The 16,625-nt window shown below is 65.3% G+C and carries 17 protein-coding genes; 11 read left to right on the top strand and 6 right to left on the bottom strand.

The annotated features are described in order from the left end of the window. Positions 1-29: 29 nt before the first annotated feature. The 4 genes from GZH52_RS04665 to GZH52_RS04650 form a co-directional block, all read right to left on the bottom strand. Positions 30-1,256, bottom strand: a complete 1,227-nt coding sequence (locus GZH52_RS04665; protein WP_163315329.1) for an arginine deiminase — start codon at positions 1,254-1,256, stop codon at positions 30-32. A gap of 101 nt (positions 1,257-1,357) precedes the next feature. Next, the gene (locus GZH52_RS04660; RefSeq protein WP_163315328.1) at positions 1,358-2,683 is read right to left on the bottom strand and encodes an amino acid permease; all 1,326 of its coding nucleotides are present in this window, start codon (positions 2,681-2,683) and stop codon (positions 1,358-1,360) included. Positions 2,684-2,758: 75 nt separating this feature from the next. Continuing rightward, positions 2,759-3,688, bottom strand: a complete 930-nt coding sequence (gene gluQRS / locus GZH52_RS04655; RefSeq protein ID WP_163315327.1) for a tRNA glutamyl-Q(34) synthetase GluQRS — start codon at positions 3,686-3,688, stop codon at positions 2,759-2,761. An 81-nt stretch (positions 3,689-3,769) separates the two neighbouring features. After that, complete coding sequence (locus GZH52_RS04650) at positions 3,770-4,939, bottom strand: sensor histidine kinase (RefSeq protein ID WP_163315326.1); 1,170 nt, start codon at positions 4,937-4,939, stop codon at positions 3,770-3,772. A 156-nt stretch (positions 4,940-5,095) separates the two neighbouring features. Here GZH52_RS04650 and GZH52_RS04645 point away from each other — a divergent pair, with 156 nt between their 5' ends. The 9 genes from GZH52_RS04645 to GZH52_RS04605 are packed head-to-tail and all read left to right on the top strand — an operon-like array spanning position 5,096 to position 13,317. Further along, positions 5,096-6,043 carry a chemotaxis protein CheW gene (locus tag GZH52_RS04645; protein WP_163315325.1) on the top strand — a complete coding sequence of 316 codons (948 nt, stop codon included), beginning with the start codon at positions 5,096-5,098 and terminating at the stop codon, positions 6,041-6,043. 43 nt (positions 6,044-6,086) lie between these two features. Then, positions 6,087-7,025, top strand: a complete 939-nt coding sequence (locus GZH52_RS04640) for a chemotaxis protein (RefSeq protein WP_163315444.1) — start codon at positions 6,087-6,089, stop codon at positions 7,023-7,025. Positions 7,026-7,065: 40 nt separating this feature from the next. Continuing rightward, entirely contained in the window at positions 7,066-7,455 is a 390-nt protein-coding gene (gene cheY / locus GZH52_RS04635; RefSeq protein WP_163315324.1) for a chemotaxis response regulator CheY, read from the top strand. 30 nt (positions 7,456-7,485) lie between these two features. Then, entirely contained in the window at positions 7,486-8,235 is a 750-nt protein-coding gene (cheZ, locus tag GZH52_RS04630; RefSeq protein WP_163315323.1) for a protein phosphatase CheZ, read from the top strand. Positions 8,236-8,276: 41 nt separating this feature from the next. Beyond that, a complete protein-coding gene (locus GZH52_RS04625; protein WP_163315322.1) occupies positions 8,277-10,157 on the top strand; it encodes a chemotaxis protein CheA in 1,881 nt (626 codons plus the stop codon). Between the two features lie 8 nt (positions 10,158-10,165). Next, positions 10,166-11,395, top strand: a complete 1,230-nt coding sequence (locus GZH52_RS04620) for an EAL and HDOD domain-containing protein (protein ID WP_163315321.1) — start codon at positions 10,166-10,168, stop codon at positions 11,393-11,395. 31 nt (positions 11,396-11,426) lie between these two features. After that, positions 11,427-12,095: a tRNA (adenosine(37)-N6)-threonylcarbamoyltransferase complex dimerization subunit type 1 TsaB gene (gene tsaB, locus GZH52_RS04615; protein WP_163315320.1), complete on the top strand. Its 669-nt coding sequence runs from the start codon at positions 11,427-11,429 to the stop codon at positions 12,093-12,095. Continuing rightward, positions 12,092-12,529: a ribosomal protein S18-alanine N-acetyltransferase gene (gene rimI, locus GZH52_RS04610; RefSeq protein WP_163315319.1), complete on the top strand. Its 438-nt coding sequence runs from the start codon at positions 12,092-12,094 to the stop codon at positions 12,527-12,529. The genes tsaB and rimI overlap by 4 nt, the downstream gene beginning before the upstream one ends. Beyond that, positions 12,526-13,317 carry a uracil-DNA glycosylase gene (locus GZH52_RS04605; RefSeq protein WP_163315318.1) on the top strand — a complete coding sequence of 264 codons (792 nt, stop codon included), beginning with the start codon at positions 12,526-12,528 and terminating at the stop codon, positions 13,315-13,317. Before rimI ends, GZH52_RS04605 begins: the two co-directional genes overlap by 4 nt. A gap of 74 nt (positions 13,318-13,391) precedes the next feature. Here the strand turns inward: GZH52_RS04605 and rpmG are convergent, their stop codons facing one another. Then, positions 13,392-13,547: a 50S ribosomal protein L33 gene (gene rpmG / locus GZH52_RS04600; protein WP_115433592.1), complete on the bottom strand. Its 156-nt coding sequence runs from the start codon at positions 13,545-13,547 to the stop codon at positions 13,392-13,394. A gap of 27 nt (positions 13,548-13,574) precedes the next feature. Beyond that, the gene (gene rpmB / locus GZH52_RS04595; protein WP_124734789.1) at positions 13,575-13,808 is read right to left on the bottom strand and encodes a 50S ribosomal protein L28; all 234 of its coding nucleotides are present in this window, start codon (positions 13,806-13,808) and stop codon (positions 13,575-13,577) included. A gap of 277 nt (positions 13,809-14,085) precedes the next feature. Between rpmB and pyrG the strand changes: the two genes are divergently transcribed. Further along, entirely contained in the window at positions 14,086-15,723 is a 1,638-nt protein-coding gene (pyrG, locus tag GZH52_RS04590) for a CTP synthase (RefSeq protein ID WP_163315317.1), read from the top strand. A gap of 48 nt (positions 15,724-15,771) precedes the next feature. Beyond that, positions 15,772-16,623 carry a 3-deoxy-8-phosphooctulonate synthase gene (gene kdsA, locus GZH52_RS04585; protein ID WP_163315316.1) on the top strand — a complete coding sequence of 284 codons (852 nt, stop codon included), beginning with the start codon at positions 15,772-15,774 and terminating at the stop codon, positions 16,621-16,623. Positions 16,624-16,625: the final 2 nt, after the last annotated feature.

Below are 16,625 nucleotides of genomic sequence, written 5' to 3'. Positions count from 1 at the left end.
GACTTCCATGCAGGGGAAAGGACAGGAAATTACGGATTGATCGGGTCGCGGATGATCGGGCAGGTCATACAGTGGCCGCCGCCGCGGCCGCGGCCAAGCTCACCGGCCGGGATCTCGATGACGTCGACACCGGCGTCGCGCATCAGCTTGTTGGTGTAGGTATTGCGGTCGTAGGCGACCACCACGCTGCGGTCGAGCGCGACGACGTTGTTGCCGTCGTCCCACTGTTCGCGCTCGCGCTGGAACGCGTCGCCGCCGGTTTCGAGCACGCGCAGCTTGGGCAGGCCCAGCGCGTGCGCGACGACCTGCAGGAAGGGCTGGTCGTGGCGTTCGAAGCGCAGCTTGCCGTCGTCGCCCTTGGTGATCGTCGTGCACACGATCTCGTCGACTACGTCGGGGAAGACGGAGACGAAGTCGTAGTCGAGGAAGGAGAATACGGTGTCGAGGTGCATCGCGCCGCGGCTCTTCGCCATCTGGCAGGCGATGACGCTGGTCGGGCCGTCAGGCTCGTTCAGCGCGTGCAGGGCCACCTGCACCACCGATTGCGGTGTGGTGCGCTCGCCCATGCCGATCAGCACGGCGCCGTTGCCGATCGGCATCACGTCGCCGCCTTCCAGCGTCGCCGGGCCGTGATCGACGTCGCTGTTGCCCCACCACGAGCGCACCTTGCCGGCAAAGAACGGGTGGTAGTTGTAGATGGCCTCCATCAGCAGGGTTTCCTGCCGACGCGCCGGCCAGTACATCGGGTTGTAGGTGACACCGCCGTAGATCCAGCACGACGGGTCGCGCTGGAACAGGATGTTCGGCACCGGCAGGGTCACGAAGTCGGAAGTGTCGAGGTAGCCGCCGAACAGGCCCTTGGCGTCGAACGGCAGTTCGAACTTGGCGATCCCGCCCAACAGGTGCTCGGCCAGTTGCTTGGACGGCATCTCGTCGAGCCATGCGCGCAGGTCGGTGAGCATGCCGACGCCGACCGTGTTCGGGCGGATCTTGCGGTCAAGGATCCACTCGCGGCCCAGCTTGTCGTCCAGCACCGTCGCCAGCAGATCATGGACCTCGAGCACTTCGACGCCACGGCCGCGCATCTGCGCGGTGAAATAGTCGTGATCCTGCTGGGCACGCTCGACCCAGATCACGTCGTCAAACAACAGGTCGTGGCAGTTGCCGGGAGTGAGACGCTTGTGGGGCAAGCCGGGGCGGCAAACCATTACGGTCCGCAGTTTGCCGCACTCGGAGTGAACACCGAATTGGGTCATGATCTTCCCTTTCATCAATATGGGTGGAGACCGGAAAGATCGACCGTCTTTGCCGGCTACCGCCTTGGTTATAGCAAAGCGGTTGCCGTTGCCAGTTGAATTTACTGAGCCGTTTCGGTGCGCTCCTTCAGCTGCCAGATGTAGACCGGCAGGCCCAGCAACAACAGCACCATGCCCCACATCACGACTTCGGCGCCGGCGCCGTAGATCGCCCACAGCGAGTACACGAAGCCGACCGTCACCATCGCAATCGGCGCGACCCAGTCCTTGCGGGTGAACTCGCTTCTTCGCTGCAGCATCACCGCGAGCAGCGCCATCGCGCAGAACGCGTAGGGCAGCACCGTGGTTGCCGACGCGAGCAGGATGATGAATTCGAAGATCTTCACGCCGCCTTCGCCGCCTGCGTACTTGAACACCAGCAGGATGGTCACCAGCAGGCTGGAGAGGATCAGCGCGAAGCTGGGCACCCCCTTCTTGTTGTGCTGGGCAAAGCGGCGCGGGAACAGCCCGTCGCCCGCCGCGGCGGCCGGGATATGGCCCTGCATCAGGCACCAGCCGTTTAGCGCGCCGAACGAGGCGACCATCGCCCCCAGACCGACCGCGTAGTACGCCCACTCACCCCACATCATGCGCGCGGCGTCGGCGAACGGCGCCGGCGAAGCGGCAAGTTCCGCGGCCGGCATCAGGCCGAGCAGCGAGATGGTCGAGAGCACGTAAAGCGCCGACGCGATCAGCGTGCCGGCGACCGTCGCGCGGGCGATCGTCTTCTCCGGGTTGATCACGTCGCCAGCCGGCACCGACGCCGACTCGAGGCCGAGGAAGGCCCACAGCGTCAACGCCATGGTCGCCGCGACCGAGTCCATCACAGGACGGTTCTCGGGGTTGAACACGAGGTTGTCCGGGTTGACGTGGAAGAAGCCGATGAAGGTGACCGCCGCCAGCGGCAGCAGCTTGATGATGGTGGTGACCACAGCGACCACGCCGGTGCTCTTGGCGCCGGAATTGTTGATCGTCGTCACCAGCCACACCAGGGAGATCGCCACTGCGCCGGCAAACAGGTTGTTGCCGCCCAGCGCCGGCAGGAACACCTCCATGTAGCTGGCGAACGCGACGGCGAGCGCGGCGTTGCCGCACCACAGCGCGATCCAGTAGCCCCAGGCGATCCAGAAGCCGGCAAAGTCACCGAAACCCGCGTGGATATACGCGTAAGGACCGCCCTCCTTCGGGATCATCCTGGAGAGGCGGGCAAAGATCAGCGCCAGCGCGATCGCACCGATCGACGTCAGCACCCAGCCGATCAGCGAGAGCCCGCCGTAAGGGGCGAGCGAAGCCGGCAGCAGGAAGACGCCGGAGCCAATCATGTTGCCGACGACCAGCGCCGTGCACATCCATACGCCGAGGGCGCGCTTGGGTGGGTTATTGGCCATCGGGTACGCTCCCTGTGCGAGTCGGATGAAAGAATGCAGCCATCAAGATCCCCTAAAGGAATAGTAATCGGGTTGTCAGGGCACCGCGCCGATGTTGACCGGGCCGGCGGGCACCCCGGACAGCAACCAGTGCTCGTGCGCCCAGCGCCAGAGCTCGGTCAAGGGCAGCCGCGGCGGCGGGGGGAACCCCAGCCGGGACAGCGCGAGCGAAAGCTCGGCGGCTGCGCCGTCCGGGTCCAGCTCGGGCGCGAGCGTCTGTTTGGAGAGTTTTTCGCCTTGCACGTTGACCAGCACCGGCAAGTGGCAATACGCCGGGACGTCCAGGCCAAGCCTTTCGATCAGCTTGAGCTGGCGCGGCGTAGACACCAGAAGGTCCGCGCCGCGAACGACGTCGGTGACGCCCTGCGCCGCGTCGTCGACGACGACCGCCAGCTGGTACGCCCACACGCCGTCGGCACGCAGCAACACAAAGTCACCGACGTCCCGCTGCAGGTCCTGGCCGTATTCGCCTTGCAGGCGGTCGAGAAAACCGGTGTAGCCATCGCCGACACGCAAGCGCCAGGCACGGGCGCTCGCCCCGGCGGGCAGGCCCTGCGCGCAGGTGCCGGGATAGACGTAGCCGTCGACGCCTCGGCGCGCGTGTGCGGCAATCTGCGCGCGCGTACACGCGCAAGGGTAGGCATCGCCGCGAACCAGCAGCGCGTCCAGCGCGTCGCGGTACAGATCGAGGCGCCGGCTCTGGTAGACGACTTCGCCGTCCCACTCGAAGCCGTACGCCTCCAATGTATGCAGGATCGCGTCGACCGCGCCCGGCACCATGCGCGGCGTATCGAGGTCCTCGATCCGCAGCAGCCACTGGCCGCCATGCGCACGCGCGTCCAGATAGCTGCCCAGTGCCGTCATCAGCGAGCCGGCGTGCAAACGCCCGGTCGGGCTGGGTGCGAAACGGCCGCGGTATGGCGTGCCGGCCGCCCCTGGCGGGTGGCTATCCGTGCTTCGGTTCAAGGCGCTGGCTCCGGACAAAAGGGCACGTTTTAACCGATTGCCCCACCGGCGTAAACCGTGCGCCGTCGATTTACCCCATCGTCAAGTCGTAGCGAGCACCGGCAAGGCCATCACGAACGCGGCGCCACCTAGCTTCATGCTGAGCCCCACCCGGATCTCGCCGCCCGCGCGCTCGGCCTGCTTCTTGGCGATGGCAAGGCCCAGCCCCGTCCCGCCGACCCGACCTGAAAAGAAAGGCTCGAAGATGCGCGCCTGTAGCGCCGGGTCAACCCCCGGCCCGTCGTCCTCGACCGAGAACTCGAGGCATCCCCCCTCCTCCGCCACCTCCAGCGTCACCTGCCCGCCGCGCGGGGCAAACGAGAGCGCATTCTCGGCCAGGGCCACCCAGGCCGAGAGCAGCGCCTTGCGCTCCCCGCGCACGGACAGCCCGGCACTCAGGGACATGCTGGTCGACAGCGCGATCCCCGCTCGCTCACATTGCGGCTGGATCATCGCGACCAGCTCCTCGAACAACGGCAGCACGGCCACCACGCCCCCCTCGTCCTCGCTGCGCACGAAGCCGAGCATGTTCTGCACCAGGCTCTCCAGCGCCCGCACCCGGTCGACGACCTTGCCGGCAAAGCGGGCGCGCTCGGCCGGCGGCAAGTCGTCCCTTTGCAGGTTGGCTGCGTAGAGCAGCGCGGTCGACAAGGGTGTGCGCAACTGGTGCGCGAGCGACGCGGCCATCTGCCCCATCGACGCGAGCCTTTGCTGCTGGGCGAGTTGCTCGTGCAGCCGGTTCAGCGGCGTGACGTCGTGCAACAGCACCAGCACCGCACCGTCGTCGCGCAAGGGGCAAGTCTGCATCTGCAAAAAGCGGGTCTGCCCGTCATCCGCAGGCAGGCGCAGCAACGGCGCGTCATCGCCAGGCATAAAGGCCAAGATCTCCTGCGGCCAACGCTTGCCCGGCTCGAGCGCCGGCAACAGGGCCTGCGCGGCGGGGTTGGCCGAAACGACACACCCTGCACGGTCAAGCTCAAGCACGCCGGCGGGCAACGCCTCCAGCAACAAGGAGAGGCGGGCGGCCAGCGCTTCGTTGCGAGTAGCCTCGGCACGCAAGGCCTCGTTGGCGGCGGCAAGCTTCCCCCCCAGCACAGCCACCTGCTCTTCGAGTTGCTGGTAGGCGCCGATCAGGCGGGAAGAGAGCTCGTTGAACTGCTCGAAAGCCTGTTCGAGCCGGACGGAGTCCGACTGGGTTGTAATTTTTGGCATCAAAATCAACCGACTGGTTTGTAAATTACAGTTAATCCGTATGATAATGTCTCAACTATTGATAGATAGTCGCCCAAGTCAAGACCGGTAGCTTGTCCGCATTGCTTTTCGCGGTCTGGCCAGGTGACTTTCCGGACCCGAATGACGGAGGTTGTTGTGTCTGAGCTGCTCAAGAAAATCGACGCCCGCACCAAGCTGGCAGGCACCAACAAGCTGGAAATCCTGCTGTTCTCGCTGGGTATCGACCAGCGCACCGGCCGCAAGGAAACCTTCGGCATCAACGTCTTCAAGGTCCGCGAAGTGATGCGCACCCCGGAAATCACGACCGCACCCGAAATGCCGGCGTCTGTCGAGGGCATGGTCAGCCTGCGCGGCACGCTGGTACCGGTGATCGATCTCGCCAAGTACACCGGCGTCGTCAACGACAAGAAGCCCGAAATCATGATCGTGACCGAATACAACGGCCACACTCAGGGTTTCCTGGTCGAGGCAGTCGACACCATCCTGCGCCTTGACTGGACGGCGATGCGCGTACCGCCGGACATGATCACCAACCGCATGGGGGGGCTGGTTACCGCCGTCACCGAACTGGACACCGGCACGCTGGTGATGATGATGGACGTCGAGAAAGTGCTGGCCGAGACCGCGATGTCGGAAGACAACGACGCCCACCACTTCATGAACATCGAGCCGCTCAAGGAAGAGCGCATGGTCTTCTTCGCCGACGACTCCGCCGTCGCCCGCCGCCAGATCGAACGCACGCTGGGCGCGATGAATGTCCGCTACGCGATGGCGCCGAACGGCATGCAAGCCTGGGACGAATTGCAGAAGATCGCGACCCAGGCCGAGCTGGCCGGCCAGAAGGTCGCAAACCTCCTGCATCTCGTGCTGACCGACGTCGAAATGCCGGCGATGGACGGCTACATGCTGACCCGGATGATCAAGTCCGACCCGCGCTTTGCCGGCATTCCGGTCCTGATGCACTCGTCGCTGTCCGGCAACTCGAACCAGAAGCTGGGCGAGTCGGTCGGCGTGGACGCCTACGTCTCGAAGTTCGAGCCGCAGAAGCTGTCGATGAAGATCCGGGAAATGCTCAAGCTCTGAGCGCGCCGTCACCAGACTCGTATTGAAGGAATATATCGTGCCACTGTCCGCATCCGATGCATCCTTGCTCGCCACGGTCGACGCCCGCACCAAGCTGGCCGGCTCGAACAAGATGGAGATCCTGCTGTTCTCGCTGGGCTCGCGCGAAACTTTCGGGATCAACGTGTTCAAGGTGAGGGAGGTCTCGCAGACCCCGCACATCACGCGCACCCCCAATATGCCGCAAGGCGTCGAAGGCGTGATCTCGCTGCGCGGCAACATCATCCCGGTGATCTCGCTCGCCCGCTTCGTCGGCGACAGTGACCCCAAGCGCAGCTTCGATACGATGATCGTCACCGAGTTCAACCGCAGCACGCAGGCGTTCCTGGTCGACTCGGTCGACCGCATCATCCGCGTCGACTGGGACAAGGTGCGCGCGCCCGAGAACATGTTCAGCGCCAACAGCCAGACGCTGATCACCGCCGTCACCGAGCTGGAGGACGGCAAGCTCGTCTCCATCCTCGACGTCGAACAGATCCTGGCCAGCACGCTGGGCGAGACGCGGGTGCCGGACGTGCCGCAGGCGCAACTGAGCAATGAGCAGTTCGTCTTCTTCGTCGACGACTCGATGGTCGCGCGCCGCGAGATCACCAGCGTGCTCGACAAGATGCGCGCCAAGTACCATCAGGCGACCAACGGCCGCGAGGCCTGGGATCGGCTGCAAACCTTCGCGTCGCGCCGTTTCGGCGAAGACGAATCGCTCGCCGACACGCTCAAGCTGATCCTGGTCGACGCCGAAATGCCGGAAATGGACGGCTACGTGCTGACCCGCCTGATCAAGGGCGACCGCCGCTTCAACGGCATCCCCGTCGTCATGCACTCTTCGCTGTCGTCCAACGCGAACCGTGCGATGGGTGCAAGCGTGGGGGTGGACGCCTACGTCGCCAAGTTCGACCCCAAGATCCTGGCCGACACCCTGCTTCCCTATCTGCAGGCTTCGTAGAATAATCGCCGCATCGACACCATAGGATTTGGCATAAGACATGGCAGACAAGAACACGCGCTTCCTCGTCGTGGACGACTTTTCCACGATGCGCCGCATCGTCCGCAACCTGCTCAAAGAACTCGGCTTCACCAACGTGGACGAGGCCGAAGACGGACAGGTCGCCTTGCACAAGCTGAAGAACCAGCCGTTCGACTTCATCGTCTCGGACTGGAACATGCCCAATATGACGGGCATCGAACTCTTGAAGGCCGTGCGCGCCGACCCGCAGCTGCGCCACCTGCCCTTCCTGATGATTACTGCCGAAGCCAAGCGCGAGAACATCATCGCCGCGGCGACCGCCGGCGCCAGCGGCTACATCGTCAAGCCGTTCACCGCGGCGACCCTGGAAGAGAAACTCAACAAGATTTTCCAGGTGCTGGGCAAGTAAGCCCTTCGTTTTCACGAGGAGACAGTTAAAGTGTCGGATAATTTCCTGGATAGTGGGGACTCGCCGGAGCTTGAGGCGCTGTTCGACAGCATCGCGCTGCAAAATCCCAGCTGGAGTCCCGAGGAAGCCGCGGCGGCCGAGTCGGCCGTTGCCAGTGTCGCCGCCACCCTGTCCGGCCAGATGGAGCTTTACGCGCAAATCGGCCAGATCACCCGCAAGATGCACGACACTTTACGCGAACTGGGCTTCGACAAGTCGCTGAGCAAGGTCGCCGAGGCCATCCCGGACGCCAAGGGCCGCCTGAACTACATCGCCGACCTGACCGAAAGCGCCGCCGAGCGCGTACTCAACGCGACCGACATTGCCCGTCCGATCCAGGACCAGCTCGAGCGCGACGCCTCCGCGCTGTCCGTACGCTGGAACAAGCTGTACGCGAACGAGCTTTCGGTCGAAGAGTTCAAGCAACTGGCCGACGCGACGCGTCGCTATCTTGCCGAGGTGCCCCGACACACCGGCCAGACCAACACCCAACTGCTCGACATCGTAATGGCGCAGGACTTCCAGGACCTGACCGGCCAAGTGATCAAGAAGGTCATGGAAATGGTCGCGATCCTCGAGAACGAATTGCTGTCCGTGCTGATCGCGCACTCGCCCGTGGAAAAAAAGGCCGACCTCGAGACCTCGCTGCTCAACGGTCCGGTCGTCAACCCGGCAGGCCGGGCCGACGTCGTCACCAACCAGCAGCAAGTTGACGACCTGCTCGAGAGCCTCGGCTTTTGAGCACGCATCACCCTGAATAACGCCGAACTGGAACAGAAGCCATGAGCGAATTTGCCGGAATGGAAGAACTGCTGCAGGATTTCCTGCTCGAGTCGTCCGAACTGCTCTCCGACGTCGACAACAAGCTCGTCGAACTGGAGAAGCGCCCCAACGACAAGGCGCTCCTGAACGACATTTTCCGTGGCTTCCATACCATCAAGGGTGGCGCCGGCTTCTTGAACGCCGCGCCGATGGTCACCCTGTGCCACCGTACCGAAAACCTGTTCGACATGCTCCGCAACGGCGAGCTTCAGCTCAGCCCGGGCCTGATGGACGCCATCCTCGACGCCACCGGCGAAGTGCGCGAAATGTTCGGCCGCATGGGTCAGGGCCTGATGCCAGCCAGTGCACCGCAAGCGCTGCTCTCCGCCCTCGACAACGCGCTGGCAGGAGGCGCAGCGGCTGCACCGGCTGTGAACCCTGCGCCGGCAGCCCCCGTCGCCGCACCGGCCGCGCAGCCGGCGGTGTCCCAGGGCCCTGACTGGCAACAGCTGCACAGCGCGGTCACCGGGCAGACGCTACCCGCAGCCCAGCCCCAGATGGCGCCTGCCGTGCAGCCTGCCGAGACTGCCGCACAGCCGGCGGTCGTGGCGGCTGCCGCCGCAGCGGTCCAGCCTGCCGCAACACAACGCCCCTCGCCCGCCAAGCAGGCGGTCGCCAGCGCACCGGCACAGGCCGAGAACACGATCCGCATCGACACGCACCGGCTTGACCAGGTCCTCAACCTGTCCGGCGAGATCGGCCTGACCAAGAACCGGCTGACCACGCTCAGGACCGAGATCCTGCAGGGCAACGCCGAAGCGCATACGCTGCGCTCGCTGGACGAGGCGATCAGCCAGCTCGACCTCTTGGTCGGCGACCTGCAGAACGCGGTGATGAAGACCCGCATGCAGCCGATCGGCCGCCTGTTCCAGAAATACCCGCGCCTGGCGCGCGACCTTGCCCGCCAGTTGGGCAAGGAAGTCGAACTGGTGATCACCGGCGAGGAAACCGAACTCGACAAGACGATGATCGAGGACCTGAACGACCCGCTGGTTCACCTGGTCCGCAACGCGGTCGACCACGGTGTCGAGTCGACCGAGGAGCGGATTGCCGCCGGCAAGGAAGCGCAGTCGCAGGTACACCTGTCGGCAGAACAGGTCGGCGACCACATCGTGATCTCGATCACCGACGATGGCCGCGGCATGAATGCCGAGGCGCTGCGCCGCAAGGCCATCGAGAAGGGCCTGATCGACGCCGAAACCGCCAACTCGCTCGACGAGAAGCAGTCGCTGCAGCTGATCTTCCTGCCCGGCTTCTCGACCAAGGACCAGATCTCCAGCGTGTCCGGCCGCGGCGTCGGCATGGACGTGGTCCGCACCAACATCCAGAAGCTGAACGGCCGCATCGACATCAACTCGATCCCGGGTCAGGGCACCCGCATCAGCATCTCGCTGCCGCTGACGCTGGCGATCCTGCCGGTACTGGTGGTGCGCGTGTGCAACCAGCCGTTCGCCGTCCCGCTGGCCATGGTCCGCGAGATCATCCCGATCGAACAGGCTTCGATGCAGGAAGTCTCCGGCAAGCCGACCATCGTCGTGCGCGACGAGATCCTGCCCCTGAAGACACTGTCCGGCCTGCTGGGCTGGGAGCCGACACAGAAGCCGGCGTTCGGCGTGCTGATGCAGTCGGCCGAAAAGTCGTTCATCCTGGCCGTCGACTCCTTCGTCGGCCGTGACGACGTGGTGATCAAGCCGCTGGAAAACATCCGCCCGCGCGGCGTGGCCGGCGCGACGCTGTCCGGCGACGGCGCGGTGGTGCTGGTGCTCGACATGGAAGACCTGCTCAAGCCGCAGGAAGCCAGCGCTCAAGCCTCGCGCAACCTCGAACTGCTCGCCCTGTAAGCACAACCTTGAAGCCAGCCCAACACTACCTCGCCCGCCAGCCGATCACCGACGACAGGCAACAGCTCGTCGGTTACGAGCTGTTGTTCCGCAACAGCCAGGACAGCCTGCACAACGCGCTGGGCGGCACGCTCGAAGCGGATACGGCCCTGCTGACCAACCTGCTGGGCAGCGTCCAGCAGACTTCAGGCCTGCTCGAGGACAAGCTGGTCTACCTCAATATCGGCGAGGCGATGCTGATGAGCGAGATGGTCGAGCTGCTGCCGGCCAACCGCGTCCGGCTGGAGCTCTCCGCCCGCCTCGCGCCCACGCGCGAGCTGCTAGGCAGGATGCACGCACTGCGCCAGCTGGGCTACACCTTCTCGCTAGACCATTTCGAGCTGTCGCCCGCCATCGAGCCTTTCCTCGACCAGGTCAGCGCCGTCAAGCTCGACGTGCAGCGACTGGCACCGGCCACACTGTCCGCGGCGGCAGACAAGCTGCGCCACTACCCGCTGCTGCGCATCGCCGAACGCGTCGAGGCGCCATCCCAGCACCGGCTGTGCCTGGAACTCGGACTTGAAGCCTTCCAGGGCTACCATTTCGCCCGTCCAGAAACACTGGCCGGACAAAGCCTGCCGCCCGGGCTGATCAACATTCTGCGCCTGCTCAGCCTGGTCCGCGCGGACGCCCCGCTGGACGACATCGAGACGGTCCTCAAGACCGACCTGCCGCTGGCCGTCAAGCTGCTGCGTTTCGTCAACTCGGCCGCGGCAGGGCAACCCGTCCGCATCCAGTCGTTCAGCCACGCGGTGACCGTGCTCGGCTACCGCCGCCTCTACCGCTGGCTGACCCTGCTGCTGATCACCAGCGAAACCGCCGCACGGCCGCACTCGGTCCTGCTGCGCACCGCCACCGTCCGCGCGCGCACGCTTGAGAACCTGGCGCACCGGCTGGGCCTTGCCCAGGAGCAGCGCGACATCCTGTTCATCTGCGGCCTGTTCTCGCTACTCGACACCATTCTCGACGTGCCGATGCAGACCATCCTGCAGCAGGTCGCCCTTCCCTTCGAAGTGGTGGCGACACTGGAGCGGCGAGCTGGCCGCGCGACCGACCTGCTGGCCCTCGTCTGCAGCCTGGAGTACGCGGACGGCGCCAGCGCCACCGCCCATCTGGCCCAGTTGCAGGGTCTGGACGCACAGGCAGTGAACGACTGCCAGTGCGAAGCCATCGGCTGGGTCGAGACACTAGGGTTATAATCGGCTCTTTGCCGCCCGTGCCTTGCCCCACATGAACCTGCTTGCCATCGACACCACGACCGACTTCCTGTCGCTTGCCCTGAACTGCGGGGATACCGTCGTCGAACACCACGAGCGTGTCGGCCAGAAGCACGCCGAACTGCTGTTGCCGACCGTCGCCGCCCAGCTGCAACAAGCCGGTTGCGGGCTGTCGGCGATCGGCGGCATCGCCTTTTCCTGCGGGCCGGGCTCGTTCACCGGCGTGCGCATTGCCTGCTCCGCCGCCCAGGGGCTGGGCTACGCGCTCTCCGTCCCGCTCTACCCGATCCCGACACTGGACACCCTGGCGTGGCAGTGCCGCGGCAGCCGCACCCTCGCCTGCCTCGACGCGCGCATGAACCAGGTCTACTACGCCTACTACGACGAACAGGCACGCCCGCTGACCGCCATCCGCGTCGCTGACCCGCAGGCGATCGAACGCTTGCCCGGCAACTGGCTGGGTGCCGGCGACGGCTTTGCCCGCTACCCGGACGCGCTGCACGCCGCGCTCGGCACGCAGCTTGCCGCGATCGACGACACCGTGCAGCCGCACGCACGCGCCCTGCTCGAGATGGCAAGCTCGGGCACCTACCCCGCGGTCGACGCCCGCGACGCCGAAATCCTCTATGTGCGCAACAAGGTCGCGCTGACCGTCAGCGAGCAGCAGGCGCGCCGCGCATGAACATCCGCGACGCCCGGCCCGAAGACTGCCCACAGCTCGCCCGCCTGGAAGCCGAAGTCACGTCGCACCCGTGGAGCGCCGCGCAGTACGCGGGTTCGCTCTCGGCCGGCCACCGTTTCTGGATCGGCGAAGAACAGGGTGAAATTGTCGCGTGGGCGGTCACCTTGAGCGTGCTGGACGAAGCAGAGCTCCTGAATATCGCTACCGCCGCCAACCGGCAGGGCCGCGGGCTTGCCCGCGCCCTGCTTGACGCGCTGTGCACCGGTCTGGCCGCGCAAGGTTGCCATCTATTGAGGCTGGAGGTGCGCGACAGCAACAGCCGCGCCCGCCGGCTGTACACGGGCGCGGGGTTTACCGAAAGCGGCGTACGCAAGCACTACTACCGCAGCGCCGGCGGCCGCGAACACGCGGTCCTGATGGAGAAGCCCCTATGAGCCGGCGCCTGACCCTCGTCGACGCGATGGGCCTGGGCCCGGCCTGGTACCCGCGCGGCACCTACCCGCAGGCAGAGGCAGAAGCGCCCCTCGCCACAGCTGCCGCGCAGCCCGTCTATGGCGAGAGCGCAACGCTACTCCCCCCGCAAGAGAACAAGCCGGCTGTGCCAACGCCGGCCCCCCCCGCGCAGAGCGAACCGGCAGCAGTTGCCCCGGGCGTTGCTGCACAACCCACCCCGCAACTGGGCTGGGCCGCGCTCGCGCAGACGGTCGCCGCCTGCCAGGCCTGCCCGCTGGCGGCGACCAGAAGGCAGACGGTGTTCGGCCGCGGCAACCCCGAGGCGCGCTGGATGCTGGTCGGCGAGGCCCCCGGAGAGCAGGAGGACCGTCAGGGTGAGCCCTTCGTCGGCCGCGCCGGACAACTGCTCGACAATATGCTCGCCGCGCTGGGGCTGGACCGCGAGCGCGACGTCTACATCGCCAACGTGATCAAGTGCCGCCCGCCCGGCAACCGCAACCCGGAGCCGGCCGAGATCGCCACCTGCCGCGGCTATCTTGACGCGCAGATCGCGCACGTGAAGCCCGACATCATCCTTGCGCTCGGCCGCTTCGCCGCGCAGACGCTACTGGGCAGCAATGAGACGATCGGCCGCCTGCGCGGCAGGGAACACCGGCTCGGCGACATTCCGCTGGTTGCCACCTTCCACCCGGCCTACCTGCTGCGCAGCCCGTCCGAGAAGGCCCGCGCCTGGCAGGACCTGCTACTCGCCTGCCGCCTGCTCGGCTGAGTCCCCGGAACGCAGACAACAAAAAACCCTTCGCGTATCCGCGAAGGGTTTTTATCCAGCCAAGGGAAAACAGCTTACTTGAGCTTGGTTTCCTTGTACGCCACATGCTTGCGAGCGACGGGATCGTACTTCTTGATCTCCATCTTTTCGGGCATGGTGCGCTTGTTCTTGGTCGTGGTGTAGAAGTGGCCGGTGCCAGCGGTCGATTCGAGTTTGATCTTGTCGCGCATGATATTCCTTCGCTAGTGTCGGCTTGATCAGATTTCGCCGCGAGCACGCAGGTCGGCGAGGACGGACTCGATGCCGTTCTTGTCGATGGTGCGCAGGGCTGCGTTGGAGACGCGCAGGCGCACCCAACGGTTCTCGCTCTCTACCCAGAACTTGCGGTATTGCAGGTTCGGCAGGAAACGGCGTTTCGTTTTGTTGTTGGCGTGGGAAACATTGTTCCCGGTCATCGGACGCTTGCCGGTGACTTTGCATACACGCGCCATGGTTAATCACTCCCAAAACCGGTAAAAACCGGCTTTATATCACAAAAACAGGCAGATAAACAAGCCATCAGGCGCGCACGGAAACAAAGGCCCCGGCACGCGCAAACCGGTGTGCATTGTAACGGATTTGCCGGCATGCGCCAGCGTTTTTTCCGTAAAAAACAGGTGCTTCGACAGCAGAGCCGCCGCCGGCACGGCCGGGCACAGGCTGCGCCGTCGGCTTCATTTGTCCGGGAAATCGGGTTAGAATCCCGGATTCCCACAGAGTCGCACTCCCATGACCAAGTACATCTTCGTGACCGGTGGCGTCGTATCCTCCCTGGGCAAGGGCATTGCCGCCGCGTCCATCGCCGCTATCCTCGAATCCCGCGGGCTGAAAGTCACCATGCTGAAGCTCGATCCGTACATCAACGTCGACCCGGGCACCATGAGCCCGTTCCAGCACGGCGAAGTCTTCGTAACCGAAGACGGCGCCGAGACCGACCTTGACCTCGGCCACTACGAGCGCTTCATCCGCGCGAAGATGAAGAAGAGCAACAACTTCACCACCGGCCAGGTCTACGAATCGGTGATCGCCAAGGAGCGCCGCGGCGACTACCTGGGCGGCACCGTGCAGGTGATCCCGCACATCACCGACGAGATCAAGCTCAAGGTGCGTGAAGGCGCCGGCGACGTCGACGTCGCCATCGTCGAGATCGGCGGCACCGTCGGCGATATCGAATCGCTGCCCTTCCTGGAAGCGATCCGCCAGATGCGCTCCAACCTCGGCCGCAAGAACACGCTGTACGTGCACCTCTCCTACGTGCCGTTCATCGCCACCGCCGGCGAGATCAAGACCAAGCCGACCCAGCACTCGGTAAAAGAATTGCGCGAGATCGGCATCCAGCCGGACATCCTCTTGTGCCGGATGGACCGCGAACTGCCGGAAGACGAGAAGCGCAAGATCGCCCTCTTCTGCAACGTCGAAGAGAACGCGGTGATCGGCTGCTACGACGCCGACTCCATCTACAAGGTGCCGGGCATGCTGCACGCGCAGGGCATCGACGACATCATCTGCGAACACCTGCAGCTCGACCTGCCCAAGGCCGACCTCGCCGCGTGGAACGCCATCATCGACTCGATCGAGCACCCCGAGCACGAGATCAAGATCGCGATGGTCGGCAAGTACGTCGACCTGACCGAGTCGTACAAGTCGCTGTCCGAGGCGCTCAAGCACGCCGGCATCCACAACCGCACCAAGGTCGACATCGTCTACGTCGACTCTGAAGAGATCGAGCGCGAAGGCGCCGGCTCGCTCGCCGGCATGGACGCGATCCTGGTGCCGGGCGGCTTCGGCAAGCGCGGCGTCGAGGGCAAGATCAAGGCGGTCAAGTTCGCCCGCGAGAACAACATTCCTTACCTGGGCATTTGCCTTGGCATGCAGATCGCGCTGATCGAATACGCGCGTGACGTCGCCGGCATGGCCGGCGCCAACTCGACCGAGTTCGACGGCAACACCGAATACCCGGTGGTCGCGCTGATCGACGAGTGGGTGAACCACGACGGCAAGGTCGAGACCCGCGACGAGAACTCCAACCTGGGCGGCACCATGCGCCTGGGCGGCCAGGCGTGCGAACTCGCACCGGGCTCGCTGGCGGCACGCGTGTACGGCGCCGAGACCATCACCGAGCGCCACCGCCACCGCTACGAAGTCAACAACCACTACGTGCCGCGCCTGCAGGACGCCGGCCTCGTGATCTCGGGCCGCTCGGCCGGCCACGAGAAGCTGGTCGAGACCATCGAGCTGCCGGAACACCGCTGGTTCTTCGCCTGCCAGTTCCACCCGGAATTCACCTCCACCCCGCGCGACGGCCACCCGCTGTTCTCTGCTTACGTGAAAGCCGCGCTCGCCTACCAGGCCGACCGCAAGGCCTGAGGGTGACCCGCCGGGCGGCACGCCGCCCGGCTGCACAGGAGACAACAGATGAAACTCACCGGATTTGACGTCGGCCTCGACAAGCCGCTGTTCCTGATCGCCGGTCCCTGCGTGATCGAAAGCCTGCAGATGGCGCTCGACACCGCAGGCGCGCTCAAGGAGATCACCGACGAGCTCGGCATCCCGTTCATCTACAAGTCGAGCTTCGACAAGGCCAACCGTTCGTCGGGCAAGTCGTTCCGCGGCTTCGGCATGGAAGAAGGCCTGAAGATCCTCGCCGAGGTGCGCAGCCAGATCGGCGTGCCAGTGCTCACCGACGTGCACACCGAAGAGCAAGTGCCGCATGTGGCCGCCGTCGTCGATGTGCTGCAGACCCCGGCCTTCCTCGCCCGCCAGACCGACTTCATCCGCGCCGTCGCCGTGTGCGGCAAACCGGTCAACATCAAGAAGGGCCAGTTCATGGCGCCGGGCGACATGAAGAACGTGATCGACAAGGCGCGCGACGCGGCCATCGAAGCCGGGCTAGACCCGGACCGCTTCATGGCGTGCGAGCGCGGCGCCTCGTTCGGCTACAACAATCTGGTGTCCGACATGCGCTCGCTGGCGATCATGCGCGAGACAGGCTGCCCGGTCGTCTACGACGCGACCCACTCGGTGCAGTTGCCCGGCGGCCAGGGCACCGCGTCCGGCGGCCAGCGCGAATTCGTGCCGGTGCTCGCCCGAGCGGCAGTCGCGGCCGGCGTCGCCGGCATCTTCATGGAAACGCACCCGAACCCGTGCGAGGCGCTGTCCGACGGCCCGAACGCGTGGCCGTTGGGGCGCATGAAGGAACTGCTCGCGACACTGTCGGAGATCGACCGGCTGGTCAAGTCGGCACCGCTGGCCGAGTCCACGCTCTGACA

This window comes from Crenobacter caeni, assembly GCF_010435965.1.
Classification (GTDB): domain Bacteria; phylum Pseudomonadota; class Gammaproteobacteria; order Burkholderiales; family Chromobacteriaceae; genus Craterilacuibacter; species Craterilacuibacter caeni.
The sequence above is the reverse complement of the archived record's forward strand: the minus strand, read 5'-3'. Positions and strand labels throughout refer to the sequence as shown.